The sequence below is a fragment of the Gordonia sp. (in: high G+C Gram-positive bacteria) genome (genome assembly GCF_047600565.1).
GTDB lineage: Bacteria > Actinomycetota > Actinomycetes > Mycobacteriales > Mycobacteriaceae > Gordonia.
The window spans coordinates 1855310-1881536 of the sequence record NZ_JASGKN010000001.1 but is presented as its reverse complement, the minus strand read 5'-3'; the positions used below and the strand labels follow the sequence as shown (position 1 = coordinate 1881536).

At 67.8% G+C, this 26227-nt stretch carries 30 protein-coding genes; 21 read left to right on the top strand and 9 right to left on the bottom strand.

Going from position 1 to position 26227, the window contains the following annotated elements:
* Positions 1–30: 30 nt before the first annotated feature.
* From rpmB to QM774_RS09120, 14 genes are all read left to right on the top strand, one after another.
* Positions 31–267: a 50S ribosomal protein L28 gene (gene rpmB / locus QM774_RS09185; protein WP_414975587.1), complete on the top strand. Its 237-nt coding sequence runs from the start codon at positions 31–33 to the stop codon at positions 265–267.
* Positions 264–434 (top strand): 50S ribosomal protein L33, encoded by a 171-nt coding sequence (rpmG, locus tag QM774_RS09180; protein ID WP_414976629.1) that lies wholly within the window; start codon positions 264–266, stop codon positions 432–434. The genes rpmB and rpmG overlap by 4 nt, the downstream gene beginning before the upstream one ends.
* A gap of 10 nt (positions 435–444) precedes the next feature.
* Positions 445–750 (top strand): 30S ribosomal protein S14, encoded by a 306-nt coding sequence (gene rpsN, locus QM774_RS09175; protein ID WP_414975586.1) that lies wholly within the window; start codon positions 445–447, stop codon positions 748–750.
* Complete coding sequence (gene rpsR, locus QM774_RS09170) at positions 750–1004, top strand: 30S ribosomal protein S18 (protein ID WP_414975585.1); 255 nt, start codon at positions 750–752, stop codon at positions 1002–1004. Before rpsN ends, rpsR begins: the two co-directional genes overlap by 1 nt.
* Before the next feature lie 159 nt (positions 1005–1163).
* Positions 1164–1928 carry an MlaE family ABC transporter permease gene (locus QM774_RS09165; RefSeq protein ID WP_414975584.1) on the top strand — a complete coding sequence of 255 codons (765 nt, stop codon included), beginning with the start codon at positions 1164–1166 and terminating at the stop codon, positions 1926–1928.
* A gap of 1 nt (position 1929) precedes the next feature.
* Positions 1930–2781: an ABC transporter permease gene (locus QM774_RS09160; RefSeq protein WP_414975583.1), complete on the top strand. Its 852-nt coding sequence runs from the start codon at positions 1930–1932 to the stop codon at positions 2779–2781.
* A gap of 3 nt (positions 2782–2784) precedes the next feature.
* Entirely contained in the window at positions 2785–3957 is a 1173-nt protein-coding gene (locus QM774_RS09155) for an MCE family protein (RefSeq protein WP_414975582.1), read from the top strand.
* The gene (locus tag QM774_RS09150; protein WP_414975581.1) at positions 3950–5041 is read left to right on the top strand and encodes an MCE family protein; all 1092 of its coding nucleotides are present in this window, start codon (positions 3950–3952) and stop codon (positions 5039–5041) included. Before QM774_RS09155 ends, QM774_RS09150 begins: the two co-directional genes overlap by 8 nt.
* Complete coding sequence (locus QM774_RS09145; RefSeq protein ID WP_414975580.1) at positions 5038–6219, top strand: MCE family protein; 1182 nt, start codon at positions 5038–5040, stop codon at positions 6217–6219. The genes QM774_RS09150 and QM774_RS09145 overlap by 4 nt, the downstream gene beginning before the upstream one ends.
* Positions 6219–7508, top strand: a complete 1290-nt coding sequence (locus QM774_RS09140; protein ID WP_414975579.1) for an MCE family protein — start codon at positions 6219–6221, stop codon at positions 7506–7508. The genes QM774_RS09145 and QM774_RS09140 overlap by 1 nt, the downstream gene beginning before the upstream one ends.
* Positions 7508–8725 (top strand): MlaD family protein, encoded by a 1218-nt coding sequence (locus tag QM774_RS09135; protein ID WP_414975578.1) that lies wholly within the window; start codon positions 7508–7510, stop codon positions 8723–8725. The genes QM774_RS09140 and QM774_RS09135 overlap by 1 nt, the downstream gene beginning before the upstream one ends.
* Positions 8722–10143, top strand: a complete 1422-nt coding sequence (locus tag QM774_RS09130) for an MCE family protein (protein ID WP_414975577.1) — start codon at positions 8722–8724, stop codon at positions 10141–10143. Before QM774_RS09135 ends, QM774_RS09130 begins: the two co-directional genes overlap by 4 nt.
* A complete protein-coding gene (locus QM774_RS09125) occupies positions 10140–10895 on the top strand; it encodes a hypothetical protein (protein WP_414975576.1) in 756 nt (251 codons plus the stop codon). Before QM774_RS09130 ends, QM774_RS09125 begins: the two co-directional genes overlap by 4 nt.
* Before the next feature lie 77 nt (positions 10896–10972).
* On the top strand, positions 10973–11569 hold the full coding sequence (locus QM774_RS09120; RefSeq protein WP_414975575.1) for a hypothetical protein: 597 nt from the start codon (positions 10973–10975) through the stop codon (positions 11567–11569).
* 47 nt (positions 11570–11616) lie between these two features.
* On the opposite strand, the gene QM774_RS09115 is transcribed toward QM774_RS09120, so the two are convergent.
* Complete coding sequence (locus QM774_RS09115) at positions 11617–11928, bottom strand: antibiotic biosynthesis monooxygenase family protein (RefSeq protein WP_414975574.1); 312 nt, start codon at positions 11926–11928, stop codon at positions 11617–11619.
* Between the two features lie 37 nt (positions 11929–11965).
* Here QM774_RS09115 and QM774_RS09110 point away from each other — a divergent pair, with 37 nt between their 5' ends.
* The gene (locus QM774_RS09110) at positions 11966–12331 is read left to right on the top strand and encodes a thiol-disulfide oxidoreductase DCC family protein (RefSeq protein ID WP_414975573.1); all 366 of its coding nucleotides are present in this window, start codon (positions 11966–11968) and stop codon (positions 12329–12331) included.
* 4 nt (positions 12332–12335) lie between these two features.
* Here QM774_RS09110 and QM774_RS09105 read toward each other — a convergent pair whose 3' ends face one another.
* From QM774_RS09105 to QM774_RS09085, 5 genes are all read right to left on the bottom strand, one after another.
* Positions 12336–12791: a pyridoxamine 5'-phosphate oxidase family protein gene (locus tag QM774_RS09105; RefSeq protein ID WP_414975572.1), complete on the bottom strand. Its 456-nt coding sequence runs from the start codon at positions 12789–12791 to the stop codon at positions 12336–12338.
* Positions 12792–12802: 11 nt separating this feature from the next.
* Positions 12803–13477 carry a class I SAM-dependent methyltransferase gene (locus tag QM774_RS09100; RefSeq protein ID WP_414975571.1) on the bottom strand — a complete coding sequence of 225 codons (675 nt, stop codon included), beginning with the start codon at positions 13475–13477 and terminating at the stop codon, positions 12803–12805.
* A 163-nt stretch (positions 13478–13640) separates the two neighbouring features.
* On the bottom strand, positions 13641–14420 hold the full coding sequence (locus tag QM774_RS09095; protein ID WP_414975570.1) for an alpha/beta fold hydrolase: 780 nt from the start codon (positions 14418–14420) through the stop codon (positions 13641–13643).
* A gap of 54 nt (positions 14421–14474) precedes the next feature.
* Positions 14475–16028, bottom strand: coding sequence for a DHA2 family efflux MFS transporter permease subunit (locus QM774_RS09090; RefSeq protein WP_414975569.1), 1554 nt, complete (start codon positions 16026–16028; stop codon positions 14475–14477).
* A gap of 10 nt (positions 16029–16038) precedes the next feature.
* Positions 16039–16524: a MarR family winged helix-turn-helix transcriptional regulator gene (locus QM774_RS09085; protein WP_414975568.1), complete on the bottom strand. Its 486-nt coding sequence runs from the start codon at positions 16522–16524 to the stop codon at positions 16039–16041.
* A 109-nt stretch (positions 16525–16633) separates the two neighbouring features.
* Between QM774_RS09085 and QM774_RS09080 the strand changes: the two genes are divergently transcribed.
* Genes QM774_RS09080 through QM774_RS09065 form a run of 4 tightly spaced genes read left to right on the top strand, consistent with a single transcriptional unit; the run spans position 16634 to position 19423 of the window.
* Complete coding sequence (locus QM774_RS09080; protein ID WP_414976628.1) at positions 16634–17119, top strand: glutathione peroxidase; 486 nt, start codon at positions 16634–16636, stop codon at positions 17117–17119.
* Between the two features lie 35 nt (positions 17120–17154).
* Positions 17155–17406, top strand: a complete 252-nt coding sequence (gene purS / locus QM774_RS09075; RefSeq protein WP_414975567.1) for a phosphoribosylformylglycinamidine synthase subunit PurS — start codon at positions 17155–17157, stop codon at positions 17404–17406.
* A gap of 4 nt (positions 17407–17410) precedes the next feature.
* Positions 17411–18091, top strand: coding sequence for a phosphoribosylformylglycinamidine synthase subunit PurQ (gene purQ / locus QM774_RS09070; protein WP_414975566.1), 681 nt, complete (start codon positions 17411–17413; stop codon positions 18089–18091).
* A gap of 57 nt (positions 18092–18148) precedes the next feature.
* The gene (locus QM774_RS09065; RefSeq protein WP_414975565.1) at positions 18149–19423 is read left to right on the top strand and encodes a M18 family aminopeptidase; all 1275 of its coding nucleotides are present in this window, start codon (positions 18149–18151) and stop codon (positions 19421–19423) included.
* 16 nt (positions 19424–19439) lie between these two features.
* Here QM774_RS09065 and QM774_RS09060 read toward each other — a convergent pair whose 3' ends face one another.
* Positions 19440–20729, bottom strand: coding sequence for a hypothetical protein (locus QM774_RS09060; RefSeq protein WP_414975564.1), 1290 nt, complete (start codon positions 20727–20729; stop codon positions 19440–19442).
* A gap of 198 nt (positions 20730–20927) precedes the next feature.
* On the opposite strand from QM774_RS09060, the gene QM774_RS09055 reads away from it, so the two are divergent.
* On the top strand, positions 20928–23510 hold the full coding sequence (locus tag QM774_RS09055) for an ATP-dependent Clp protease ATP-binding subunit (RefSeq protein WP_414975563.1): 2583 nt from the start codon (positions 20928–20930) through the stop codon (positions 23508–23510).
* A gap of 79 nt (positions 23511–23589) precedes the next feature.
* Here QM774_RS09055 and QM774_RS09050 read toward each other — a convergent pair whose 3' ends face one another.
* Entirely contained in the window at positions 23590–24246 is a 657-nt protein-coding gene (locus QM774_RS09050) for a maleylpyruvate isomerase family mycothiol-dependent enzyme (RefSeq protein WP_414975562.1), read from the bottom strand.
* Between the two features lie 90 nt (positions 24247–24336).
* Here QM774_RS09050 and QM774_RS09045 point away from each other — a divergent pair, with 90 nt between their 5' ends.
* On the top strand, positions 24337–25386 hold the full coding sequence (locus QM774_RS09045; protein ID WP_414975561.1) for an alpha/beta hydrolase: 1050 nt from the start codon (positions 24337–24339) through the stop codon (positions 25384–25386).
* 217 nt (positions 25387–25603) lie between these two features.
* Here the strand turns inward: QM774_RS09045 and QM774_RS09040 are convergent, their stop codons facing one another.
* Positions 25604–26227: a hypothetical protein gene (locus QM774_RS09040; protein ID WP_414975560.1), complete on the bottom strand. Its 624-nt coding sequence runs from the start codon at positions 26225–26227 to the stop codon at positions 25604–25606.

The window sequence follows — 26227 nt, the reverse complement described above, 5'->3', positions numbered from 1 at the left end:
GCGAATCAGTACCAATAAGGAGTCAGGAATATGTCGGCACGATGCCAGGTCACCGGGAAGGTGCCGGGCTTCGGGAAGCAGGTCTCGCATTCGCACCGCCGGACCAGCCGCCAGTGGCGCCCGAACATCCAGAAGCGCACCTACTGGGTGCCCAGCCTCGGCCGCAAGGTCACCCTGCGGGTCAGCACCGACGGGATCAAGACCATCGACCGCGACGGCATCGACGCCGTCATGGCGCGCCTGGCCGCACGAGGAGAGAAGTTCTGATGGGTAAGAGCACCGACATCCGTCCGATCGTCAAGATGAGGTCGACCGCCGGCACCGGCTACACGTACGTGACGCGCAAGAACCGCCGCAACGACCCCGACCGCCTGGTCCTCAAGAAGTACGACCCCGTCGTCAAACGGCACGTCGAATTCCGCGAAGACCGCTGAGGAGAACCCCATGGCCAAGAAATCCAAGATCGCCAAGCAGGCGCAGCGCGAGGTGATCGTCGCCCGCTACGCCGAGCGCCGTGCCGAGCTGAAAGAGATCATCCGCAACCCGGCGACCTCGCCGGCCGACCGGCAGGCGGCCCAGTCCGAACTGAACCGTCAGCCGCGCGACGCCAGCCCCACACGGCTGCGCAACCGCGACTCCGTTGACGGCCGCCCCCGCGGCTACCTCCGCAAAGCGGGCCTGTCCCGTGTCCGTTTCCGGGAGATGGCCCACAAGGGCGAACTCCCCGGCATCCAGAAAGCGAGCTGGTGATGGCAACCGGCACCAAGAAGGGCGGCTCGGGCCGCAAGACCAAGCGCGACGGCCCCGCCCGCAAGAAGCCGAACCCGGTCCCCGCGGACTTCGTCTTCGACTACAAGGACACCGCGACGCTGCGCAGGTTCCTGTCCGACCGCGGCCGCATCCGGTCCCGCTCGGTCACCGGCCTGAACCCCCAGCAACAGCGACAGCTGGCCACCGCGGTCCGCAACGCCCGGGAGATGGCGCTGCTGCCGTTCAGCGGCTGACGTCGGCCGATCCGGCGGCCCGGATCCACGCGACTGGGACGAATAGCCGAACCCATCTCAATGGCCGGGCAAACGGGACGTAATCCGCCGCGCCGACCTGCCGGTTCATCCATCAGTGCACGTGGTGGTAGTTTTCCCTGCACAGACTCAGGAGGGGATGTGCTGGACCGGCTCGCCGCGCCGATGGGGGGAGTGGGGGACTTCGTCGCTCTCGCCGCCGAGTCGGCGAGGGAGCTTTTCCGCCGGCCTTTTCAGGGGCGCGAAACCATCGAACAGTCGTGGGCGATCGCCCGCGTCTCGCTGGTTCCTACCCTGCTGGTCGCCATCCCGTTCACCGTTCTGGTGAGCTTCACGCTCAACATCCTCCTGCGTGAGATCGGCGTCCAGAACCTGTCGGGAGCCGGCGCCGCCCTCGGCACCATCACCCAGATCGGCCCCATCGTCACCGTCCTGATCGTGGCCGGAGCCGGCGCCACCGCCATCTGCGCGGACCTGGGCGCCCGCACCATCCGTGAAGAGATCGACGCCATGCGGGTGCTCGGCATCAACCCGATCCACCGCCTCGTCGTGCCGCGTGTCCTCGCCTCGACCGGCGTCGCCCTGCTCCTCAACAGCCTGGTGTGCACTATCGGCATCGCCGGCGGCTTCGTCTTCTCGGTGTACCTGCAGGACGTGAACCCGGGTGCGTTCATCGCGAATCTGACCCTCCTCACCGGCACACCGGAACTCATCATCTCGATGGTCAAAGCCGGCCTGTTCGGACTGTTCGCCGGACTCGTCGCCTGCTACCGCGGACTGCACGTCCGCGGCGGCGCGAAAGGCGTCGGCGACGCCGTCAACGAGACCGTCGTCTACTCGTTCATGGCCCTGTTCGTGGTCAACGTCGTCGTGACGGCGGTCGGTGTGAAACTGACGGCGGGATGACATGAGCCGCCACCACGAAACCGAGCCCAACCCCGGACGCGTCGCCCTGCACGACGCGAGCGAGGACTGGAACCGCGTCGGCGATCAGGCGCTCTTCTACTGGGACTCGATCGCCAACATCCCGCGCGCCCTCGCCGGGTACAAGAAGGAGACGCTGCGGCTGATCGCCGAGATCTCCATGGGCACCGGCGCGCTCGCGATGATCGGCGGCACCGTCATGGTGGTCGGCTTCATGACCCTGTTCACCGGCGGCACCATCGCCGTCCAGGGCTACAGCTCCCTGTCGGACATCGGCGTCGAAGCACTCACCGGCTTCTTCTCCGCCTTCATCAACGTGCGCATCGCCGTTCCGGTGATCGCCGGCATCGCTCTCGCCGCCACCATCGGCGCCGGTGCCACCGCCCAGCTCGGGGCCATGCGCGTCAGCGAAGAGATCGACGCCCTCGAAGTGATGGCCATCAAATCGGTGCCCTATCTGGTGAGCACCCGCATCGTGGCGGGCATGGTCGCCATCATTCCCCTGTACTCGCTGGCCGCACTCGCCTCCTTCCTGGCCAGCCGGTTCGCGACCGTCGTGCTGTACGGCCAGTCCTCCGGCGTGTACGACCACTACTTCTCGACGTTCCTCATCCCGACCGACATCCTGTGGTCGTTCGTGCAGGCCATCGTCATGGCGATCGCCGTCATGCTGATCCACACCTATTACGGCTTCACCACCTCGGGCGGACCGGTCGGCGTCGGTGTGGCCGTCGGCAACGCCGTGCGCGCCTCACTGGTCGTGGTCGTCGTCGTCACCCTGATCACCTCCCTCGCCATCTACGGTGCGGACGGCAACTTCAACCTGGCGGGCTGAGGGATGCGTCAAACTCGACCGGACTGGGTCCGCAAGCTCGCCGCCGTCATCATGGTCGGCGGACTCGTGCTGATCGTCGGCGTCGCCGGCGGACGGTTCCTCGGCTGGTTCGACAACACCCGCACCGTCACCCTCGACGCCCCGCGCGCCGGCCTGGTGATGAACCCCGACGCGAAGGTGAAGCTGCGGGGCGTACAGGTCGGCAAGGTCGCCAGCATCGAGCAGAACGGCGACCACGCGAGACTGACCCTGCACATCGACACCGACGACCTGCCGCTGATTCCCGCCAACGTTCGCGCCGACATCAAATCGAACACCGTGTTCGGCGCCAAGGCCGTCAACCTCGTCGTCCCGTCCGACGGCGCGCAAGGCACGCTGCGCCCCGGCGCCACCATCACCGCCGACCACGTGGTGGTCGAACTCAACACCGTCTACCAGCAGCTCGTGAACGTCCTCGCGCAGACCGAGCCGGACAAGACGTCCACCATCCTCGGTGCGGTCGACGGTGCACTCTCCGGGCGGGGCGAGGCGATCGGACAGGCGCTCGAGCAGCTCACCGGAATCCTCGGAGTCACCAACAAGCATCTGCCCCAGCTCAACGACCTGCTCGAACAGGCGGCCGGCGCCACCGACGTCTACGCCGACGCCATGCCCGACCTCACCCGGATCCTCGACGGCGCCACCACCGTCGGCGACACCCTGGTCGCCCACAGTCCCGGACTGGACGCCCTGCTCATCAACGTCACCGGCATGGGCAACACCGCCGGCGGCGTGCTCGGCCGGTCCAAGGACGATCTGATGTCCACCCTGACCGACCTGCACCCGGTGACGTCGCTGCTCGGACGGCAGGCACCCGGCCTGCGGTGCTTCATCACCGCCGCCTCCGACGCCACCGATGTCGCCCGCCCGCTCCTCGGCGGACGCAACGGCATGCTCCTCCTGGACGCCGGCCTGATCCCCGGCCAGGACCCGTACCGCTACCCGCAGGATCTGCCCGCCGTCCGCGGCGACGGTCCGCCCACCTGCGAGGGCGGTCTCTCCGACATCGACGCCAAGACGCCGGTCAAGTTCCACGTCATCGACAACGCGGAACAGCCGTACCAGCCGCGCACCGAGCCGAAGGTGCAGCCGTTCAAGCTGTTCAATCTGCTGTTCGGAGGGCCGGCCCGTGGCTGACACCCGAGAACAGGCGATCGAGAACGCCGTCGCCAAACGTGAACGCGCCTACCGCGCCACCATCATCAAGCTCGCCACCTTCGTGGTGGTGATGCTGGTGGTGATGACCGGACTGTTCCTGGTCTTCAGCCGCTACCAGCCGGGTGCCACGGACAGGTACTCGGCGATCTTCAGCAGCGCCTCCCAGATGAAGAACGGCAGCCGCGTCCAGATCGCCGGCGTCAACGTCGGCACCGTCCACCACATCGGCCTCACCCGCGACAACAAGGCGAAGGTCGACTTCAGCGTCGACGACACCTTCCGCCTCCCCAAGACCGTCCACGCCCTGATCCGGTACGAGAACCTGACCGGCGACCGCTACCTCGCCCTGGAACCCGGTGACGGACCGATCCACGACTATCTGCCGCCCGGCGCGCAGATCCCCGAGTCCGCGACCGAACCCGCCCTCGACCTGGACCACCTGCTGGGCGGATTCAAACCCCTGTTCCGCACGCTGAAGGCGAACGAGGTCAACGACCTGTCCGCCGCGCTCATCGCGGTGTTCCAGGGGCAGTCGGGCGCACTCAACACGCTGCTGCAGCACACCGCCTCGTTCACCGGTCAGCTCGCCGACCGCGACGCCCTCATCGGATCGGTGATCGACAACCTCAACACCACCCTCGGCACCCTGCAGAACGATCACGCCGGGCTGGACCACAGCGTGGACCTCCTGCAGCAGCTGGTGTCCGGGCTCTCGGACGACCGGTCGATCATCGGCGAGTCGATCGGGCAGACCTCCAGCGCCACCACCCGGCTGGCCGACCTGCTCGGCACCACCCGTCCGGACATCAAACAGTCGCTCACCTCCCTCGGCCAGACCTCCGATCAGGCCCTGCAGTCCGAGGACTTCCTGCGCACGCTGCTCGGCAACCTGCCCGGCGACTTCAAGACCCTGTCCAACCTGGGCAGCTACGGCGCCTGGCTGCAGATCTACTTCTGCCGGATCCGGCTGATCCTGCCCGGCCCCGGCGACTCGCAGTACTACTTCACCGCCATCGACGCGATGGGCGACAAGACGAAAGCCGGCGGGAGGTGCTCGCCATGAACCGCTCCCGCGTCTCCATGGGCATCATCGGCACCGTCCTGACCGTCGCCCTCGTGCTGTCCGCGCTGCAGATCGACCGGCTGCCGATCGTCTCCCAGGTCAGCCGCTACGACGTCTACTTCGACGACGCGGGCGGCCTCGCCGTCGGCAACGACGTCAGCGTGGCCGGCGTCAACGTCGGCAAGGTGGAGAAGATCTCGCTCGACAAGACCCGCGACGGTCTCAAAGCCAAGGTGCGGTTCCGGATCAACGACACCATCGAGATGGGGGACCGGACGCGGGCGGCGATCAAGACGGAGACCGTCCTGGGCCGGCGCAACCTGTCGCTGACCCCGATCGGCGACGGCCGGCTCGCCCTCGGCGGCGTGATCCCGGTCGACCAGACCACTTCGCCGTACTCGCTGACCGACATGCTCGACGATTCGGTCTCGACGCTCGCCAAGACCGACACCGGTCAGCTCGACGACGCGCTCGACACGCTCTCCGACGCGTTCTCGAAGACCCCGCCGAACGTGAAGGCGGCCGTCGACGGCATCGGCGACCTGTCCAAGACCATCGCCGACCGCGACAACGCCCTGAACGACCTCCTCGACCGGGCGCGCGGCGTCACCGACATCATCGGTGGCCGCAGCAAACAGATCCAGCAGATGCTGGTCGACGCCAACGCGCTCATGGGGGAACTCCAGACCCGCCGCGCGGCGATCGCACAGCTGATCACCGGGACCCGTGATGTGAGCGCCGAACTGTCCGGTTTCGTCGACGACAACGACGCCCAGCTGACCCCGGTGCTCGACAAGTTCAACCGCGTCCTCGACATCCTCAACGACAACGAGAAGAACTTCTCCGACGCCATCGACAACCTCGGTCCCTACGCCAACATCCTCGGCGAGGCCGTCAGCAACGGTCCGTACTTCTCGTCGCTCGTCGGCCTGCCCACCTGGGGCGACTACATGGGCACCTTCCTGCGGATCCTGCAGCAGAAGTATCCGGAGGCGGCCCGCTACTTCCTCGACTACGGCGGCTTCCCGCTCGCCCCCAACGCCTGGTCGCAGGCGCCGAACGCCGACGCCCCCGACGTGGCGCGCCCGACGCCCAGCCACAGCCCGCCGACCCCGCAGACGTCCACCCCGAAGACGTCGACCGGGCCGGCCACCCGCGTGCCGGGAGGTGAAGGCTGATGGCCTCGCCGATGCACCGTTTCCGGGCCGCCAGTTTCCCCAAGCGCGCGATCGCCCTGATCGCCGCGCTGCTGGTGGCGGTGTCGGTGGCCGCCGTGGTGAACCTGGCGTTGCAGCGGGCCACGCACCGCACCCTCACCGCCTACTTCCCGCAGACCACCGGCCTCTACAAGGGGTCGCCGGTGAAGGTGATCGGGGTGAACGTCGGCAAGGTCGACGAGATCACTCCGCGGGACGGGGACGTGAAGGTCGTCATGCACGTCGACAAGAGCACCCCGATCCCCGCCGATGCCCGCGCCGTGATCGTCGCGCAGTCCCTGGTGTCCGGGCGCTTCGTGCAGCTGACCCCCGTCTACAGCACCGGCCCCGAGATGGCCGACGGCGCCGACATCCCGATGGAACGCACCGCGGTGCCCGTCGACTGGGACGACGTCAAGAAGCAGCTCACCCAGCTCAGCGATGCCCTCGGTCCGAAGAGCGGCACGCAGGGCGGCGCCGCCGACCTGATCGACACGGCCGCCGACAATCTCGACGGAAACGGCGCCGCGATCGCCCGGTCGATCTCCGAGATGTCCGACGTGATGGGCACCATCTCCGACAACCGGGACGACCTGTTCGCCACCGTCCGCAGCCTGCAGAAGCTCACCGGCCTGCTGTCCCAGAACCACGAGCAACTGGTCGAATTCAACGGCCGCATGGCGTCGGTCAGCGATGTGCTGGCCGGCAGCGACACCGAACTCGGCGATGCGATGACCAACCTCGACGAGGCGGTCGGCGACCTGCAGGGCTTCCTGAACAAGAACGACGCCGCCGTCTCCGGCACCATGTCGCGGCTCGCCCAGTTCACCGGCACCCTGAAGAAGAAGGACGAGGGGCTGCGCGGTCTGCTGCACTCGGCGCCCAATCAGCTCGCCAACTTCTACAACATCTACAACCCGCTGACCGCGTCACTGGACGGCGTCTTCGGTCTCGGCATGGGCAACAATCTGATCACCCTGCTGTGCGGTTCGCTGGCCTCGACCGATCGTCCGATGGACACCGACCACGAGGTGGAGAAGTGCGTCGACCTGATGGCACCGATCATCAAAGATCTGGCCGTCAACTTCCCGCCGTTCATGTCCAATCCGGTGATCGGCCGGACCGCCACGCAGGACATGATCACCTACCAGAACGACGACGTCCGCGACCGCGCCCAGGCGGGCGTGAAGGACCGTGACGTCGCCAGCACCAAGCCGATCGCCGAGGATCCGCTGACCAAGATGCTGCTGCCGTTCGGGGGTGGACACTGATGGCTGGACGCCGCGGCGTGGCCGCACTGCTCGCGATGGTCCTGACTCTGGTGCCGGCCCTGACGGGCTGCGGCGTCGACGTCGCCGCCGACCTGTCCGGCATCGGCGCCCAGGGCACCGGCAAGGGTTCGTTCCGGCTCACCGCCCGCATCCCTTCGGCCGCCGGACTGGTGCGGAACGCCCCGGTGATGATCGCCGACACCACCGTCGGCAGTGTCGCCGACATCAAAGTCGACGACTGGAACGCCCTCGTCACCGTGCAACTCGATCCGGGCACCAAAGTGCCTGAAGGATCGCACGCCATGATCGGCATGACCAGCGTCCTCGGGTCGTCGCACCTGGAGATCGTGCCGCCGGACAAGACGAACGGCCGCTATATCGGCGACGGCGGTGCGCTCGCACTGCCCAACTGCCCCGACCAGCAGAACATCGCCGCCCCGTCGGGGCCCGCCCAGCCGGACCTCAACGAAGCGCAGCACGTCGACCCCTGCCGCTACCCGACCACCGAGCAGGTGCTGAGTTCGCTGTCGGTGGTGCTCAACGGCGGCGGCCTGTCCCAGGTCGGCGACATCGTGCACGAACTGGACGGCGTTGTCGGCGGCCGCGCCGACGTCCTCGACGACCTGATTCCGCGCCTGAACACGCTGATGACCGATCTGGACAAGCAGACCGACGACATCATCGCCGCCACCGACGGACTCGACCGGCTGACCGCGGAGATCAACGACCAGACGCCGGTCGTACAGAAGGCACTCACCTCCGGACCGCAGATCCTGCAGCTGATGGTGAACGAACGCCAGAACCTGGTGTCCGCGCTCGACTCGGTCGGCAAGCTGTCGGACACCGCCAATCAGGTGATGAAGAAGAACGGCGACGACATCAAGGCGATCGTCCCGAACCTCCGGGAACTCCTCGGGCAGCTCGCCAGCACGGGGCCGGCCCTGACCAACTCGCTGCGCATCCTGCTGACCTTCCCGTTCATCGAGGACACCATCCACACCGTGGTCAAGGGCGACTACGTCAACTCCGATCTCGTCCTGAACCTCACCCCCGACCGGTTGAGCCGGTCGATGATGACGTCGCTGGCACTCACCGGCCCCGAAGGCCTGCTCGGCTCGTCCGGCGGCAACGCGCGCAAGTCGGTCGACCCGCTGCTCGCCCCGTTCGACCCCAACGGCGACAAGCCGGCCCCGAGCACGAAGCGAGGCGGCCGATGAAGATCACCTCGTTCGTCCGCGCCCAGCTGATCGTGTTCGCGATCGTCACCGTCATCTCGGTGACCGCGATGGCCGTCTTCTACATCCGCATCCCGCAGATGTTCGGGATCGGCAGCTACAAGGTCACCCTCGACATGCCGGCCTCCGGTGGCCTGTACAAGAACGCCAACGTCAGCCTGCGCGGCGTCGACGTCGGCAAGGTGACCGGTATGAAGCTCACCCCCGGCGGGGTCGCCGCGACGCTCACCATCTCTTCCGGCACCCACATTCCGGCCGGCTCGTCGGCGACGGTGCGCAGCGTGTCCGCGGTCGGCGAGCAGTACGTCGAGTTCACCCCGCCGGCGGGCGGCGGCTCGGGCCGCCTGCGGGGCGGATCGACGGTGAACGTCACCGAGATGCCGGTGGAGATCTCGTCCATGCTCGACCAGGCCGACAGTCTGCTCAGCGCCGTCAACGACACCCGGCTCCGCGAGGTGATGGACGAGTCGTTCCAGGCGTTCGACGGCACCGCGCCGCAACTGCAGCGGCTGCTCGACTCGATGACCCTGCTGGTCGGCGAGGCCGACAAGAACCTCGACCACGTGATCTCGCTGATCGATCAGACCGGTCCGATCCTCGAGACACAGAACCGCACCGCCGACCAGATCCGCTCGTGGACGCACGACGTCTCGGTCTTCACCGACCGGTTGCGTGCCCAGCAGCCCGACATCGTCGGCATCCTCGACAAGGGGCCGGGTACCGCGGCGGCCGCGCAGAAACTGTTCTCCGACATGAACGACTCGTTCCCGCTGGCCGTGTCGAATCTGCGCACCGACGCGCACACGATGGCCGTCTACCTGCCCAACCTGCGGCAGACGATCGTGCTCTATCCGCGCGTCCTGTCCACCCTCATCACGTCCATCAACAACGGCTCCAACCGGTACGGACCGGCCGTGAACTTCACCCTCGGCTTCCAGGATCCACCGACCTGCACCGTCGGCTTCCTGCCCACCGACAAGTGGCGGTTCCCGGATCAGCAGGACCCGCAGAACCTGCCGTCGGGCATGCTGTGCCGCCTGCCGCAGGACGCCCAGGAGGCGGTCCGCGGCGCCCGCAACTTCCCGTGCGTCGAATACCCGGGCCGTCGTGCGCCGACACCGGCCGAATGCAAGACCGGCTACAAGGCGTCGCCGCGCGACAACGTCGCCTTCCCGAACGGGCTGCCCGGCACCGACCTCCCGCGCCAGCCCGCCGGCTACGTGGTGCCCGGGACCCCGGAGGCCTACGACGCCGATCCCGCCCTCTATGCGACCACGTACGATCCGGAGTCAGGAGACTTCATCGGACCGGACGGCAAGACCTACAACGCCGGTCTCGGGAAGCAGAACCGGAAGACCGAATGGACCGACCTGATCACGAGCACGGTGAAGCCGTCGTGAGCGACGCCGACGACACCACCGAGGACGCCGCGGCGCCGGCGGCCGGCGGCCCGGTCGTGAAGAAGACCAGTCCCGTCCGCCGCGCGAAGAAGTCCCCCCGGTCCTCCCGCTCCGCGGCTTCGTCCGCCGGCTCCTCCACGCCGTCCTCCTCCCGCACCTCGACGCCGTCCTCCTCCCGCACCTCGACGCGGTCCTCCCGCTCCTTGAGCCTGTCGAAAGGAGACCGCGAGGAGGAGTCGAGCTCCGTCCCGAAGCGCTCGGGCGTCTCGGTCTCCACGCGCGGCCTCTGGTTCACCGCCGCTGCCGTGGTCGCGGTGCTGGCGATCGCCGCGTCCACGTTCTTCGTGATCGCGACCGCACGCCTGCATCACGAACGGGACCTGCGTGCCGAGTACTCGTCGTTCGCCAAGACGACGATCGTGAAACTGATGACGCTGAATCCGGACAACGCCGACTCGATGTACGACTTCGCGATGAAGGAGACGAGCGGCCGGGCGCAGCAGATGTTCCGCGACAACATGAAGCAGGTCGCCGACCTGGTGCGCAAGGGTGACGCGAAGACGGAGACGAAGGTGCTCGCGGAGGCGGTCAGTGAGGCCGGCGACGACGAGGGCACCGTGCTGATGGTGGTCGGCTGGGTCGACAAGTCGGCCAGCGACACCGATCCGGTGCTGCTCACGTACCGGTGGAAGGTCGACATGACGAGGATCAACGGCGCCTTGAAGCTGACCAACCTGGAGTTCGTGCAGTGAAGCCGTCACGCTCCTCGAACGCGTCGTCACGCTCCGCGAGCTCATCGTCACGCTCCGTGCGCTCGCCCTTACGCTCCTTGAGCCTGTCGAAAGGAGTCCCGGTCCTGCTGGCCGCGATCCTGCTGGCGACGGTCGTGCTCGGCGTGCGGTATTGGTCGGCGCAGTCGGTGGAGAGCGCACGGAACAGTGCGCTGGCGGCGGCTCGCGACTATGCGAAGCGGATGTACGAGTGGACGCCGGACACCATCGAGGGCAACACCAAGTACATGATGGGCGTGCTCACCGGGCAGGCGAAGAAGGACTACGAGGAGCGCGTGGTCGGTGAGCGCATCGTCGAGCAGGCGAAGGCGCAGAAGGTGGTCTCCACGATCACCGATCAAGGCTCCGCGGTCGAGGAGAACACTCGCAACACGGCGCGCGTGCTGCTGTTCGTCAATCAGTCGGCGAGCAGCGCGGCGCAGCAGGATGTGGAGGTTAATCCGAGCCGGATGACGTTCACCATGGAGCGTGACGGCGGTACCTGGAAGATCTCGCAGATCGAGATGCTCACCGATCAGACGCTGCAGGATGCCATCGACCCGAACGGCGACCGCGCCACCGCGACGCCCGTGCCCGGCCCGTCGTCGCCGGTCCCCAGTTCCGCGGCCCCGAGTTCGGCGCCGTCCGGCGGTTAGCCCGTGATTCCGTGTCACCTGGTGACACGGAATCACGACTTAAGCGTTCAGCGGGCCGGGGTGACGTCCAGGACGACGTCGAATTCGAGGAGGTCAGCGCCGGTCGCGACGGGCTTCTTGTCACCGTTACCGGCGTGAGCTGCGCGGGCGGCCCCGCCTGCCCACGCGTCGAAGCTGGCCTGGTCCTCCCATTGCGTCACCACGAAATACCGGTCGTCGCCTTTGACGGGGCGCAACAACTGGAAGCCGAGGAATCCCGGCTGGTTTTCGACGGTGCCCGCGCGGGCGGCGAACCGCTTCTCGAGTTCGGCGCCTTGACCTTCGGGGACCTGGATCGCATTGATCTTCACAACAGCCATACCCGCGACAGTACCCATGCGGCCTACTCTCGACACCATGAGTGATCGACTGCTGCTGGTCTACGACGGGGACTGTGCCTTCTGTTCGTCGTGCGAGCGATGGATCGCCCGGCGCGTCCCCGTGACGACCGTCCCGTATCAGCGTGCCGACCTTGCGGCCCTGGGCTTGTCGACGGCCGACGCCGAGCAGTCGATCTGGGTGTTCGACGGCGACGATGTGACCTCCGGCGCCGACGCGGCGGCCGCCCTGCTGCGGCACGCCGACACCGGAGGCTGGCGCGTGGCAGGCCGGGTGCTGGCGTTGCCGGGTATCCGTTCGGCGGCGCGTCCCGCCTATCGTCTCGTCGCCCGGAACCGGCACCGGATGCCGGGCGGAACCCCCGCCTGCCGCCTGCCGGAGTGAAAGATCAACGGCGGCGTGTGACGGTCACACCACGCTCCGGGGTCCAGACTGTGATCTCCAGTTCCTCGGCGCCGGGGGCCACCCGAGTCAACACCACCTGCATGATGTCCAACTGAAAACGATCCGGCTCCACCTCGACGGCGCGGGCAGCGATCTTGCCGTCACCGAGCCAGCCGGCCGGGTCGTCCGGTGGCGGATCCTGGGTCGGGCAGTGAACTGCGACGCGTGGGTCCCGCCGCAGATCGTCCGCGCGCCGCGCGCCGGGCATCATTCCGAGATACAACCGCCCGTCGTCGGCGAAATCGACTTCCGTTCCGCTGATCCGTGGACCACCGTCCCGCCTGACGGTGGCCATCGTGGCGTGCTTGCCCACTGCGAACGTCCGCCGGACGGTATCGGCCAGCTCGGGAAATCGGGAATGAAAATCCGCCCAGGACGTCATGCCGACATCGTGCACCACGCCTCCGACACTCAGGCGGGTCTGGTCCATTCGGCCGTGTAGCGGAAACCGAGGCGCCACCGGAGCCGTGACCCGGGCAGATACTCATCGAACAGAGCCCTCAGTTCGGCGAACGTCAGATCGGGATCCTTCACCGGGAACGGCGGGGGAGTGGGAGCCGCGGCACGGACCCGTCGCGGATGCCGGATGAACCCGATGATCGGGTTGGTGACCATCGACGCGTAGTCCCACAGATGGTCGGTGAGACTCTCCCGGCGGGCCAGCCCCACCACCAGGAATCGTCCACCGGGCGCGAGGAGGCGCTTCACCTGAACGAGAGTGTCCGGGGTGTCCAGATGATGAAGGACGGCCGTCATGGTGATCAGATCGAACGGGCCGTCGAAGTCGGCGAGGTTCGCCGCGCTGATCGTGACGTTCGGCAGGCCTGCCGTGCACCGAGTCGCGGCCTCGCGCATCGCGGCATCCGCATCCGTGCCGGTGACCGCGCCGAACTCCCGCGCGAGTTCGGTCAGCAGTCCCCCGCGACCGCATCCGACGTCGACCGCGGTGCGCCTCTCCGCCGGCAGATTCCGCAGAATCCACGGGATGAACGCATCGTTGTGACTCCACGGATGGCGTGCATTCAGCCGGGCGAGCGCCGTCGAACCGGCCGACACGACGGGATTCACCGATCTGCGGACATCCATGAGTCCCGACCTTACTGACCGGGGTTTCGAGACGGCCCTCCTTCGTCGGGCCTCCTCAACCACCGGGTCTAGCGGGTCTCCTCAACTACCGGGTTTGGCGGGGTCTCGTCAATCACCGGGTCTGGCGGGCGTCTCCTCAGCCACCGGGTTTAGCGGGGCCTCCTCAACCACCGGGTCTAGCGGCGAGGAACGCCTCGACGGCACCGCGGTAGGTGTCCGGGGCGTCGTCGTGCACCAGGTGACCGGCGCCCGGGACGCGGAGGTACCGCGCGTGCGGGTTGCGGTCGGCCATGTCCGCCATCTGCCCGGCCGGCGTCACCGTGTGCTCCGCCTCGATCAGCAGCGACGGCACCGCCACCGACTCCCACTGCGGCCAGAAGTCGCGGGTGCCCCACTCCTCGGCGATCGCACCCCACACGGCGATCGACCCGTGCAGCCGGCCGTCGTCGAACGCTTCGTAGAAGTAGCGGCCGGCCACCGGGCCGAACATCGCCTCCGCCTCGGCCCGGTCGGCGAACCGGTCCGGCCAAGTCGCGAACCACGGCTGCCACGGCCCGGTGGTCTGGCCCCGGAAGTCGGGGGCCATGTCCTCCACGACCAGTGCCGACACCAGCTCCGGGTATTCGGCGGCCGTGCACCAGGCGTGAAGGCCGCCCATCGAATGGCCGATCAGCACCACCGGCCCGCGATCCAGGGCGGTGATCGTCTCGGCGACATCGGCCACGAACCGTCCGGTCGCCAACTCGTCGGGCGACGGCCGGCCGACCGTGTCGGCGCCGCGATGGAACGCCGCGTCGACGGTCACGACGCGGCCGTAGTCGCGCAGCCAGGGGATCTGCCGGGACCAGGTGCGGCCCCGTCCCATCAGGCCGTGCAGCAGAAGGATGGTGCCGACACCGTTATCGGTGCCGCCGTGGTCGGTGACCGGAACATCGCTGTGCACAGCAGAGAACCCTAGGGCACGAGCCCCAGGGTTCTCTGCGATGTCGGCGAAGCGTCAGTGCATCATCGCCGGCGGCAGATCCACCGACTCCTCGTTCTCGGCTGCGGCGATCTTCGTGCGCGGCAGGAAGAACGCCGGAATGAAGGTGACGGCGATCAGGCCGACGGCCACCCAGAAGGTGTGCCCGTACGACTCGGCCATGTTGACCCTGGCGGTCTCGAACGCCTGCTGCATGGCGGCGGCCTTCTCCGGATCGACCGGTGCGGACGTATCCGGGGCGGCGGACGCGGACTGCAGAAGGTCACGCGTGGTCACGGTCAGCATGCCGGTGAAGATCACCGTGATGACGGCGGTACCGATCGACGACGCGGTCTGCTGGATCACGTTCACCAGCGTCGAGCCGTCCGGCACCTGCTTGGGGCGCAGGGTGGCCAGCGCCGACGACATGATCGGCATCATCGTCATACCCATGCCCAGGCCCTGAACGAACAGCGCCAGACACAGCACCCAGTAGGGGGTGGTGGTGCTCAACTGGGTGAACACGACGAAGCCGATGAGGATCAGCACCAGGCCCGACAGCACGAACTTGCCGGGACCCATCTTGTCGGTCATCCTGCCGGCGATCGGCATGGTCAGCATGGCGCCCAGACCCTGCGGTGCCAGCAACAGGCCGGCCACCAGCGTGGATTCGCCGCGCACCGAGATGAAGTACTGCGGGTACAGCAGCGAGGCGCCGAAGAACGCGATCATGAAGAACACCATCGAGATGACGGCGATCCTCAGGGTCGGATTCTTGAACAGTCGCAGATCCAGCAGCGGGTTCTTCGAACGCAGTGCGTGGTAGATGAAGCCCAGGATCAGTGCGCCGCCGATGATCATCGGGACGTACACCGCCGGAGTGGCGAAGGTGCGATGCTCGGCACTCGACGAGACGCCGTACAGGAACAGCGCCAGGCCCGGCGACAGCAGCAGCAGGCCGAGGAAGTCGATGCGGGCGGGCGACGGCTCCGCATCGTCCTTCAGAGCGAAGAAGGCGTAGATCAGGGCGATGATGCCGATCGGGATGTTGATCAGGAAGACCCAGTGCCAGCTGGCGATTTCGATCAGCCAGCCGCCGAGGATGGGGCCGGCGATGGGGCCGAGCAGCATCGGGATACCGAGGACGGCCATCACTGAACCGACGCGATCCGGGCCGGCGGCCCGGGTCATGATCATCATGCCGACGGGCATGAGCAGACCGCCGCCGAGACCCTGGATCATCCGGTAGATGATCAGCTCGGTCATGCTGCCGGCGGTGGCGCACAGGATGGAGCCCAGCACGAACAGCACCAGCGACGTCATGTAGACGCGTTTGGTGCCGAAGCGCGCGACCGTCCAGCTGGACAACGGGATCACCGCGGCCAGCGCCAGCGTGTAGCCGGTCATCGACCAGGCGGCGCCGGCGGTGGTGGTGTGGAACGTCTGGATGAACGTCGGCTGGGCCACCGAAACGACGGTGACGTCCAGGATCGACATGATGGCGCCGAGGACGACGACGCCGGCGACCACGAAGACGCCGCGGTCCAGAGGCCGGGCGACCGGTGCGGCCGGGGGTGGGGAGGTAGTCATGGGATTCCTTCTACTTGGTGACCCGGCAGCCGTGGCAGTCGGGCAGCGAGGGGAGGTATTCGAGTGCGGCGGTCATCGCTGAGACGAGCCGTTCGCGGACGCTCGGCGGTACGGCGCCCGCCATGGCGACCACGCTCTCAGTCTTCATGCGGAACTGGTCGTTCATCATGTCGATGCCGCCCGGGGTGAGCGAGAGACGCTTGACGCGCCGGTCGGACGCATCCTCCCGGCGTTCGACCAGTCCGGCCGCGACCAGACGGTCGACGGCCCGGACAACGGCGGCGAGCGACAGCCCGACCTCGGCGGCCAGATCGTGGGTGGCCATCCCTTCCTCCCGGAGGAGGGTGAACAGGATCCGGATCTGGGACACGGTGATGTCGGCGGCCGCCATGTGGTCGACGGCCTTCTGTCGTTCGGTGTGCACGATCCGCTCGGCGAACTCCGCCATGACGGCGGCGGTCGCTTCTGCGCTGGGTGCGTTCACGGTCGGGGACACCTGAAATAAGTTACGGACGCGCAACTATTGCTGCAACACAAATATCGGTGACCTTGCTCACCGGTGCCCGGGCGCCCGGATCACTACAGTGGAGAGCATGACTCCCCAGGTGACAGGCATCAAGGATATTCCGGTCAAAGCGCTCGACGGCTCCGACACGTCGCTGAGCGACTACCCCGGTCCGCTGCTGATCGTGAACGTCGCGTCCAAATGTGGACTCACCCCGCAGTACGCGACCCTTGAGGAACTGGCGAAGAACTACGGCGGGAAGGGACTCACCGTGGTCGGCGTCCCGTGCAATCAGTTCATGGGGCAGGAGCCCGGCAGTGCGGAGGAGATCGCCGAGTTCTGCTCCACCACCTACGGCGTCACCTTTCCCCTGCTGGAGAAGACCGACGTGAACGGCGACGACCGTCATCCGCTCTACGCGGCGCTCACCGAGTTCCCCGATGCGGACGGGCAGGCCGGCGACATCCAATGGAACTTCGAGAAGTTCCTGGTGAGCCCGGACGGGGAGGTGCTCGCACGCTTCCGTCCGCGCACCGAACCGGACGCGCCCGAGGTGATCGCCGCGATCGAGGGCGCGCTACAGTAAAGCCGACATCCGGACGTGTGAGGAGCGGTGCGCAGATGGCGCGTGTAGTGGTCGATGTGATGCCCAAGGCCGAGATCCTGGACCCGCAGGGGCAGGCCATCGTCGGTGCTCTCGGGCGCCTCGGTTTCAGCGGCGTCTCCGACGTCCGGCAGGGCAAGCGTTTCGAGCTCGAGGTCGACGACTCGGTGGACGACGCGACGCTCGAGCGGATCGCCGAGGAACTGCTGACCAACACGGTCATCGAGAACTTCGCGGTCACCCGCGTCCCCGGCGACGAGAACGCGTGATCCGATGACCGCGAAGATCGGTGTGATCACCTTCCCGGGCACTCTCGACGACGTCGATGCGGCCCGCGCGGTCCGGCTGGCCGGCGGCGAGCCCGTCTCGCTGTGGCACGGCGACGCCGACCTCAAGGGCGTCGACGCCGTCATCGTTCCCGGCGGGTTCTCGTACGGCGACTACCTGCGCTGCGGAGCCATCGCCAAGTTCGCCCCGGTGATGGGTGAAGTGGTGCAGGCCGCCGGCAAGGGCATGCCGGTGCTGGGCATCTGCAACGGCTTCCAGATCCTGTGCGAGGCCGGCCTGCTGCCGGGTGCGCTCACCCGCAACGAGGGCCTGCACTTCGTCTGCCGCGACCAGTGGCTGAAGGTCGAGTCCAACACCACCGCCTGGACCACGCGCTTCGAGGCCGGCGCCGAGATCCTCATTCCCCTCAAGTCCGGTGAGGGCCGCTACGTCGCCTCGGAGCGCAAGCTCGAGGAGCTGAAGGGCGAGGGCCGCATCGTGTTCACCTATGCCGGTGACAATCCGAACGGCAGTCAGCTCGACATCGCGGGCGTCTCCTCGGAGAACGGCCGGGTGGTCGGACTCATGCCTCATCCCGAGCATGCGGTCGAGGCGCTGACCGGTCCGAGCGACGACGGTCTGGGCCTGTTCTATTCGGTACTCGACTCGGTGCTCGCCACTGCGTGACCTCGCTCCCCGAGCCTGTGACTCCCGCTCCTTGAGCTCGTCGAAAGGACGTCAGCGTTGATCGGAAGCTCTGCCACCGCCGAAGGTCTCTGCACGTTCGTCGACGCCTCGCCGTCGCCGTTCCACGTCTGCGCGACGGTCGCCGCCGAACTCGAGAAGCACGGGTACCGGCGGCTCGAGGAGACCGATGCCTGGAACGGCGCCGCGGCAGGAAAGCACTACGTGATCCGCGGCGGTTCGATCATCGCCTGGAACGGGGAGGCGGCCGACGGCCCGCGCACCCCGATGCGGATCGTCGGCGGTCACACCGACAGCCCCAATCTGCGGGTCAAGCAGAATCCCGATCTGGTGGTCGCCGGACTGCAGGTGGTGTCCCTGGAACCGTACGGCGGCGCGTGGCTGGACTCCTGGCTCGACCGCGACCTCGGTGTCTCCGGGCGCCTGGCCTACGACGACGGCGGTCGCGTCGCCCACACGCTGGTGAACATCGACGAACCGGTGCTCCGGGTGCCGCGGCTGGCGATCCATCTCGCCGAGGACCGCAAGACGGTGACGGTCGATCCTCAGCGCCACCTGAACGGGGTGCGCGGCATCGGGGAGTCCGAGCCGTTCCTGGACTGGGTGGCCGGTCGCGCCGGACTCGATCCGGCCTCGGTGCTCGGCTGGGATCTGATGACTCACAGCCTCGAGCCGTCCCGGCTGATCGGTGCCGGCCGCGACCTCGTCAGCACGACCCGGCTGGACAACCAGGGCACCTGCTACTCGGGTCTGCGCGCACTGCTGGACGCGAAGCCGGATGGTCACGTCGCGGTACTCGCCCTGTTCGACCACGAGGAGGTCGGCTCCGGATCCGAGCGCGGGGCGTCGTCGGACTTCCTGGTGACGGTCTGCGAGCGCCTCGTCACCGCTGCCGGCGGCGACCGTGAAGACTTCCAGCGGGTGATGGCGGCCAGCTTCCACGCCTCCGGCGACATGGCGCACGCCACCCACCCGAACCGTCCGGAACGGCACGAGCCGACCCACCCCATCCTGATGGGCGGAGGACCGGTGCTGAAGGTGAACCAGAACCTGCGCTACGCCTCGGACGCCATCGGCGAAGCCGAGTTCGCGTTGTCGTGCCGGGACGCCGGGGTGCCGTTGCAGCGGTACATCCACCGCGCCGATCTGCCGTGCGGTTCCACCATCGGACCGCTCACCGCCGCCCGCACCGGCCTGCGGACCGTCGACGTCGGCGCGCCGCAGCTCGCCATGCACAGCTGCCGGGAGACGATGGCCGCCGCCGACATCCCGATGTACGCGGCCGCGCTGAGCGCGTTCCTCTCGCGCCGCTGACCCTCCTGCGGCGCGGTCAGTGGGGCCGCAGGACGCTCAGTGACGTGCCCTGCGTGAGCACCAGGTAGCCGTCGATCGCCTGCGCGGTGCCGTTGATCGGCAGCGTCCACGCGACCTTTCCGGCCTTGGTGTCGTAGGCGGTGAGCGCGTCGCGGTTGGCGAACACGGCCGTCTCTCCGGACGCGCCGACGCACTGCAGCAGATCGAGGTTGCTGTCCGGGTCCTCGATGTCCGGCGGCGGCATGCTGCCGAGGCGGGTGCCGTCGGCCAGCGCGAAGAAGACGCGCGACCGGTCCTTGCGCGCGAACGCGACCGTCTCGCCGCACGGCCGGGTGTTGGCCTTCGACAGTTGCGGGTCGCCGATCTGCCACAGCGCGGTGCCGCTGCCCGGATCGACGATCTCGTAGTGGCCGTCGTCGATCATCACCTGGCCTTCACCGGCACCGGTGAGCACGGGCAGGGTCGACGGTCCCGGGACGGGCGCGAGCGACTTCGCGGTCCGGGTGGCCGGGCCGACACGGGCGCCGTCGCGGGAATGGGTGATCACCGCCTCCTGGCCGAGACCCTCATGCACCTCCAGGACGCCGTGCGGATAGACCTGCATCCGGCACTGGGTGCAGGTGCGCTGGTCGGCACCGGTCGCCGGATCGACGATCGACGACGACCCGTCGGCCGTCGCGATCACCAGCATGCCGTCGTTCACGTGCGGCGTCGCCGCCGCGGCGAACGTGCGCGTCCACTTCGCCGAGCCGGCCGCGTCGTACAAGCCCACCTGATAACCGACCTGGTTGACGCGCAGGAAGTCGTGCCCGAAGCCGTAGACGTGAGCGGTGTCGTGCAGATCGCCGACCCGGGTGAGCGCGCCGGTGCCGTCGGCCAGATAGAAGCCGTCCGGCGCCGAGCCCAGCTTCACCGCGCAGCCGGCGCGGCCGTCGTCGTCGAGTCCACAGTCGCCCAGACCCGCCCGCACCGGCTCGGACCACTGCTGTGTGCCGTTCGCGGCGTCGATGAGAAGGAACGAGCGTCCGTACCCGCTCGGGTAGGAGACGAGCCAGTCGTCGCCGTGATGGTCTTCGACGGTGATCTGACCGGTGCCGGCGTAGCCGGGAAGCGTCGAATCCTCCACCGTCCAGGCCGTGGCCGGCTCGGACGAATAGTGCCGCAGCCCGCCGTCGCCGGCCGTGTACTGCTCGCTCGGCGAACCCCAGAGGACCAGCCCGCCGGTCAGGGCGAGCAGGGCGGCGCCGATCAGGGCGACGGTGCCCATGCCGAACGGGATCCGGCTGCGGAGATCGTGCAACGACATGGCGACCAGTCTGTCAGGTCGCGTTCGCTCACGGCGCAACCACCGGGGAACATCCCTCCAGCGTGCACAGTTGTATCCAGCAGAACCCGGTAGCCGCGGCAGCCGCCGCACGGTGCCCCGCAGACCACTACAGTGGTAGGCAATGGCACTCTTCGATCCCAGTGATCGGTTGCCGGGGCCAGCAACACGAGGAGAACAATGTTCGAACGGTTCACCGACCGCGCGCGCCGGGTCGTCGTCCTAGCGCAAGAAGAAGCGCGGATGCTCAACCACAACTACATCGGCACCGAGCACATCCTCCTGGGCCTGATCCACGAGGGCGAAGGTGTCGCGGCCAAGGCGCTGGAGTCCCTGGGCATCTCGCTCGAGGCCGTCCGCAGCCAGGTCGAGGAGATCATCGGCCAGGGCCAGCAGGCCCCGTCCGGCCACATCCCCTTCACCCCGCGCGCCAAGAAGGTGCTGGAGCTGAGCCTGCGCGAGGCGCTGCAGCTCGGCCACAACTACATCGGCACCGAGCACATCCTGCTCGGCCTGATCCGCGAGGGCGAGGGCGTCGCCGCCCAGGTCCTGGTGAAGCTGGGCGCCGACCTCAACAGCGTGCGCCAGCAGGTCATCCAGCTGCTGTCCGGCTACCAGGGCAAGGAGCCCGAGGCCGCCGGCACCGGTGGACGCTCGACCGACTCCGGCACCCCGTCGACATCGCTGGTCCTCGACCAGTTCGGCCGCAACCTCACCGCGGCCGCGTCGGAAGGAAAACTCGACCCCGTCATCGGGCGCGAGAAGGAGATCGAGCGGGTCATGCAGGTGCTGTCCCGCCGCACCAAGAACAACCCGGTCCTCATCGGTGAGCCGGGTGTCGGCAAGACCGCGGTCGTCGAGGGCCTGGCCCAGGCGATCGTCAACGGCGACGTTCCGGAGACCCTGAAGGACAAGCAGCTGTACACCCTGGACCTCGGGTCCCTGGTGGCCGGCAGCCGGTACCGCGGTGACTTCGAGGAGCGCCTGAAGAAGGTCCTCAAGGAGATCAACACCCGCGGCGACATCATCCTGTTCATCGACGAGCTGCACCAGCTGGTCGGTGCCGGTGCCGCCGAGGGCGCGATCGACGCCGCCAGCATCCTGAAGCCGAAGCTGGCCCGCGGCGAGCTGCAGACCATCGGCGCCACCACGCTCGACGAGTACCGCAAGTACATCGAGAAGGACGCCGCCCTGGAGCGCCGCTTCCAGCCGGTGCAGGTGGGCGAGCCGTCCGTCGAGCACACCATCGAGATCCTCAAGGGTCTGCGCGACCGGTACGAGCAGCACCACAAGGTGTCGATCTCGGATTCGGCGCTGGCGTCGGCCGCCACCCTGGCTGACCGGTACATCAACGACCGGTTCCTGCCGGACAAGGCGATCGACCTGATCGACGAGGCGGGCGCGCGCATGCGCATCCGCCGGATGACGGCTCCGCCGGATCTGCGCGAGTTCGACGACCGTATCGCCGAGGCCCGCAAGGACAAGGAGTCGGCGATCGACGAGCAGGACTTCGAGAAGGCCGCGGGTCTCCGCGACAAGGAGAAGCAGCTCATCGCCGAGCGCGCCGACCGTGAGAAGCAGTGGCGTGCCGGTGATCTGGACGTGGTGTCCGAGGTGACCGACGAGGAGATCGCCGAGGTTCTGGGCAACTGGACCGGCATCCCGGTGTTCAAGCTGACCGAGGAGGAGACCACCCGTCTGCTCCGCATGGAAGACGAGCTGCACAAGCGGATCATCGGCCAGGAGGACGCCGTCAAGGCGGTCTCGAAGGCGATCCGTCGTACGCGCGCGGGCCTGAAGGATCCGAAGCGTCCGTCCGGTTCGTTCATCTTCGCCGGCCCGTCCGGTGTCGGTAAGACCGAGCTGTCCAAGGCGCTGGCGAACTTCCTGTTCGGCGACGACGACGCGCTCATCCAGATCGACATGGGCGAGTTCCACGACCGGTTCACCGCGTCGCGGCTCTTCGGTGCCCCTCCCGGCTACGTCGGCTACGACGAGGGCGGCCAGCTCACCGAGAAGGTGCGCCGGAAGCCGTTCTCGGTGGTCCTGTTCGACGAGATCGAGAAGGCTCACCCGGAGATCTACAACACGCTGCTGCAGGTGCTCGAGGACGGTCGTCTCACCGACGGTCAGGGTCGTACGGTCGACTTCAAGAACACCGTGCTGATCTTCACCTCGAACCTCGGTACGTCGGACATCTCCAAGGCCGTGGGTCTCGGGTTCAGCAAGGACGACGGTAAGGGTTCGAACTACGAGCGCATGAAGCTCAAGGTGAACGACGAGCTCAAGAAGCACTTCCGCCCGGAGTTCCTGAACCGTATCGACGACGTCATCGTGTTCCACCAGCTGACGCAGGACGAGATCATTCAGATGGTCGATCTGATGATCGGCCGTGTGGAGAAGCAGCTGGCGAACAAGGACATCGATCTGGAGCTGACCGACAAGGCCAAGCAGCTGCTGGCCAAGCGTGGTTTCGATCCGGTGCTGGGTGCCCGGCCGCTGCGCCGCACCATTCAGCGTGAGATCGAGGATCCGCTCTCGGAGAAGATCCTCTTCGACGAGATCGGCGCCGGCCAGATCGTGCTGGTGGACGTCGACGGCTGGGACGGCGAAGGCGACGGCGAAGACGCCACCTTCACGTTCAAGGGCACGCCGCGTCCGCGGGTGGCCGCCGATTCGGCCGACGAGCTGATCGCTGCCGCCGCCGGCACCGGCAAGGAGAAGAGCGCCAAGGGTAAGAGCAAGGACGAGTCCGCCTCGTAACGGCTCGGCCGAACGCCACGAGACCGCGCCCTCCCGTTCAGGGAGGGCGCGGTCTCGTCGTCTCAGCTGCCGGCGCTGTCTACCGGTTCAGCCGCGACCGGAGGACGTCGACGCCGGGGCCCGAGAGGTCGTCGACGGCCACGCCGCGTCCAGCGACCGCCATGAGCAGTGCCTCGCCCGGGCCGGTCACCTCGGGACCCCGACCGGATGCCCACGTCATGTCCTCGGCGACCAGGCGCAGGCCGGTGATCCGGTGGTGGGCGTGAATCGGCGGCGCGAGGAGGGCGAAATCGATCGCCGGGATCAGGCGTTCGGCGGGGATCGTCCGAGGCAGCCCCAGTGGGCGGCGGATGTCCTGGTGATGCACCATGCAGTCGAGCAGGGCGATGCGGTCGAGCAGGGCGATGCGGCTCCCGAACGCTCGCGGCAGCCCGGACGGCGTCAGATGTCGGCTCAACAAGGCGACGAGGTGGTCGGGGGTGGCGTCCGCGAGGTCCCCGAGTCCCTGTTCGTTGGTCCTGTCGAATCGGAAGAGGTTACGGGTGAAGCGGGCGACCATCGTCGCCGCCGGTAGTTCGTCGTAGCTGAGATGGTGGGCGACGACGTCGCGGACGGTCCAGTTCTCGCAGAGCGAGGGTGCGGCCCACTGCTCGGGGGAGAGACCCTGGACCAGGTCGAGCAAGCTCGAGCGCTCCTGACGCGCCAAGGACTTCACGCTGAGCGGCCCCACCTGCATAGGTCGACTCTTGCAGACTTACAGGGGTACCGCAGGGAATCAATCCTGTTACTATTGAGACTGCTGTTGCCAATGTGACGGGAGTCTGCTGTGTCTACTCGGGCGCGTATCAGTGCGTTGTCGACGTCGGCGTTGATCGCCGCGTCGCTGCTGACCGTGCCCGCCGTAGCCGCCGCCGACCCCGCGACGTCCGTTCCCGCCGCGCCGTCGGCGCCGGCGCCGGCCGCCGTGGGCGTCTCGCAGATCGTCAGTGACCTGGAGGCGGGCCCGCAGGAGCGGCGGATCGTCGTGCATTCGGCGTCGATGAACCGGGACATCCCGCTCACCGTGCTGCGCCCCAAGGACACGAGTAAACCCGCGCCCGTCCTGTATCTGCTGAACGGTGCCGGCGGCGGCGAAGACGACGCGACCTGGCAGCAGAAGACCGATTACGTGAAGTTCTTCGCCGACAAGCAGGTCAACGTGGTGACCCCGATCGGCGGCGCGTTCTCGTATTACACGGACTGGCAGAAGGACGACCCGGTGCTCGGGCGCAACAAGTGGCAGACGTTCCTCACCCAGGAACTGCCTCCGCTGCTGAACGCGCACCTGCAGACCACCGGCAAGAACGCGATCGCCGGTATCTCGATGGCCGGAACCTCGGTACTGAACCTCGGCATCGCCGCCCCCAAGCTCTACAAGGCGGTCGCCGCCTTCAGCGGCTGCGCCCGCACCAGCGACCCGCTCGGACAGGCGTACATCCGCACGGTGGTGGAGGACCGCGGCCGCGGCGACGTCACCAACATGTGGGGGCCGCTCAACGGCCCGGGCTGGAAGGCCAACGACCCGTACCTGAACGCGGCGAAGCTGCGCGGCACCAAGGTGTATCTGACCACCGGCACCGGCATCCCCGGCGCCTACGACACCCCGAATGCGCGCCTCGTACAGGGTGATCCGGCGGTACTGATCGATCAGATCCTGATGGGCGGCGCGATCGAGATGAGCGTCAACAGCTGCACCGAGCAGATGCGTGAAGCGCTGGCCCGCAACCACGTCGACACCACCGTCACGGTGCGGCCGACCGGTACCCATTCATGGGAGTACTGGCAGGACGATCTGCACAAGACGTGGCCGGCCATCGAGCGCGACCTCAACAGCTGACCTCTACGGCGGTTGAGCCCGGGCGATGACCGCGCGAAGCGGGGACGACCGGGGTTTCGACACGGGTCACCGTCGTCGCTGCGCGCCGTCGGTGTCCCGGCTCAACCATCGAGTAAAGCCTGTGTCCCGGCTCAACTGTCGAGTGGAGGCCGGCGTCCCGGTTCAACCATCGAGTGAAGACCGGTGCCCCGGCTCAACCATCGAGTGAAGATCGGTGTCAACCGTTGAGATCGGACAGGAGTGCCTGGACCACTGCGGACCGCCGAGTTTCGGCGGCGCGCTGATGCACGGTGAGCGCATCCCAATGCCCGCCGAGCGTGCGGCTCGGTTCCTCGATCAGGACAGTCGTCATCCGGTCCAGCAGGGCGCGATAGCCGCGGCGATGCCACTGATCGACCACGGCCGCCGCCAGCGCGGGCAGATCGGTGTCCGACGGAACGGGCCACGGGCTGTCGGCATTGGGTGAGGCGATCTCCATCAGCAGGTTCCGGTACCGCGTCGACGTGTCCGGGTCGGCGGCGATCGCCCCGAGGGCGGCCGGCGTCAGCGGATCGTCGGCGTCGACGGAGGCGATCACCCGCCGGAACAGGTCGCTGTGGTCCGGGGAGTAGAACAACGGCGCCGACACGGCGATCACCTCGGGACCGTCGCGCCGGTCCCGGCCACCGACGAGCGCGTGCACCACGCCGACCGTCAGCGGGGCCGGTGCCCACACCAGCGCGGTGAGGAACTCGCGCTCCACGCCCAGGGTCTCGCCGATGTCGTCGATCTCCACCGGGATCCCGAGCAGCGCGACGTCGTCGTGCGAGGCGACCGTCTCCAGCTCCGGATTCTCGCTCAT

Excerpts from the sequence above, each read along its gene's own strand:
- purS (WP_414975567.1), top strand. The coding sequence starts at position 17,155 with ATGGCGCGTGTAGTGGTCGATGTGATGCCCAAGGCCGAGATCCTGGAC.
- QM774_RS09040 (WP_414975560.1), bottom strand. The coding sequence starts at position 26,227 with ATGAGCGAGAATCCGGAGCTGGAGACGGTCGCCTCGCACGACGACGTC.
- rpmB (WP_414975587.1), top strand. The coding sequence starts at position 31 with ATGTCGGCACGATGCCAGGTCACCGGGAAGGTGCCGGGCTTCGGGAAG.
- QM774_RS09060 (WP_414975564.1), bottom strand. The coding sequence starts at position 20,729 with ATGTCGTTGCACGATCTCCGCAGCCGGATCCCGTTCGGCATGGGCACC.
- QM774_RS09130 (WP_414975577.1), top strand. The coding sequence starts at position 8,722 with ATGAAGATCACCTCGTTCGTCCGCGCCCAGCTGATCGTGTTCGCGATC.
- purQ (WP_414975566.1), top strand. The coding sequence starts at position 17,411 with ATGACCGCGAAGATCGGTGTGATCACCTTCCCGGGCACTCTCGACGAC.
- QM774_RS09155 (WP_414975582.1), top strand. The coding sequence starts at position 2,785 with ATGCGTCAAACTCGACCGGACTGGGTCCGCAAGCTCGCCGCCGTCATC.
- rpsN (WP_414975586.1), top strand. The coding sequence starts at position 445 with ATGGCCAAGAAATCCAAGATCGCCAAGCAGGCGCAGCGCGAGGTGATC.
- QM774_RS09140 (WP_414975579.1), top strand. The coding sequence starts at position 6,219 with ATGGCCTCGCCGATGCACCGTTTCCGGGCCGCCAGTTTCCCCAAGCGC.
- QM774_RS09160 (WP_414975583.1), top strand. The coding sequence starts at position 1,930 with ATGAGCCGCCACCACGAAACCGAGCCCAACCCCGGACGCGTCGCCCTG.
- QM774_RS09115 (WP_414975574.1), bottom strand. The coding sequence starts at position 11,928 with ATGGCTGTTGTGAAGATCAATGCGATCCAGGTCCCCGAAGGTCAAGGC.
- QM774_RS09090 (WP_414975569.1), bottom strand. The coding sequence starts at position 16,028 with ATGACTACCTCCCCACCCCCGGCCGCACCGGTCGCCCGGCCTCTGGAC.
- QM774_RS09055 (WP_414975563.1), top strand. The coding sequence starts at position 20,928 with ATGTTCGAACGGTTCACCGACCGCGCGCGCCGGGTCGTCGTCCTAGCG.
- QM774_RS09135 (WP_414975578.1), top strand. The coding sequence starts at position 7,508 with ATGGCTGGACGCCGCGGCGTGGCCGCACTGCTCGCGATGGTCCTGACT.
- QM774_RS09110 (WP_414975573.1), top strand. The coding sequence starts at position 11,966 with ATGAGTGATCGACTGCTGCTGGTCTACGACGGGGACTGTGCCTTCTGT.
- QM774_RS09145 (WP_414975580.1), top strand. The coding sequence starts at position 5,038 with ATGAACCGCTCCCGCGTCTCCATGGGCATCATCGGCACCGTCCTGACC.
- QM774_RS09100 (WP_414975571.1), bottom strand. The coding sequence starts at position 13,477 with ATGGATGTCCGCAGATCGGTGAATCCCGTCGTGTCGGCCGGTTCGACG.
- rpsR (WP_414975585.1), top strand. The coding sequence starts at position 750 with ATGGCAACCGGCACCAAGAAGGGCGGCTCGGGCCGCAAGACCAAGCGC.
- QM774_RS09050 (WP_414975562.1), bottom strand. The coding sequence starts at position 24,246 with ATGCAGGTGGGGCCGCTCAGCGTGAAGTCCTTGGCGCGTCAGGAGCGC.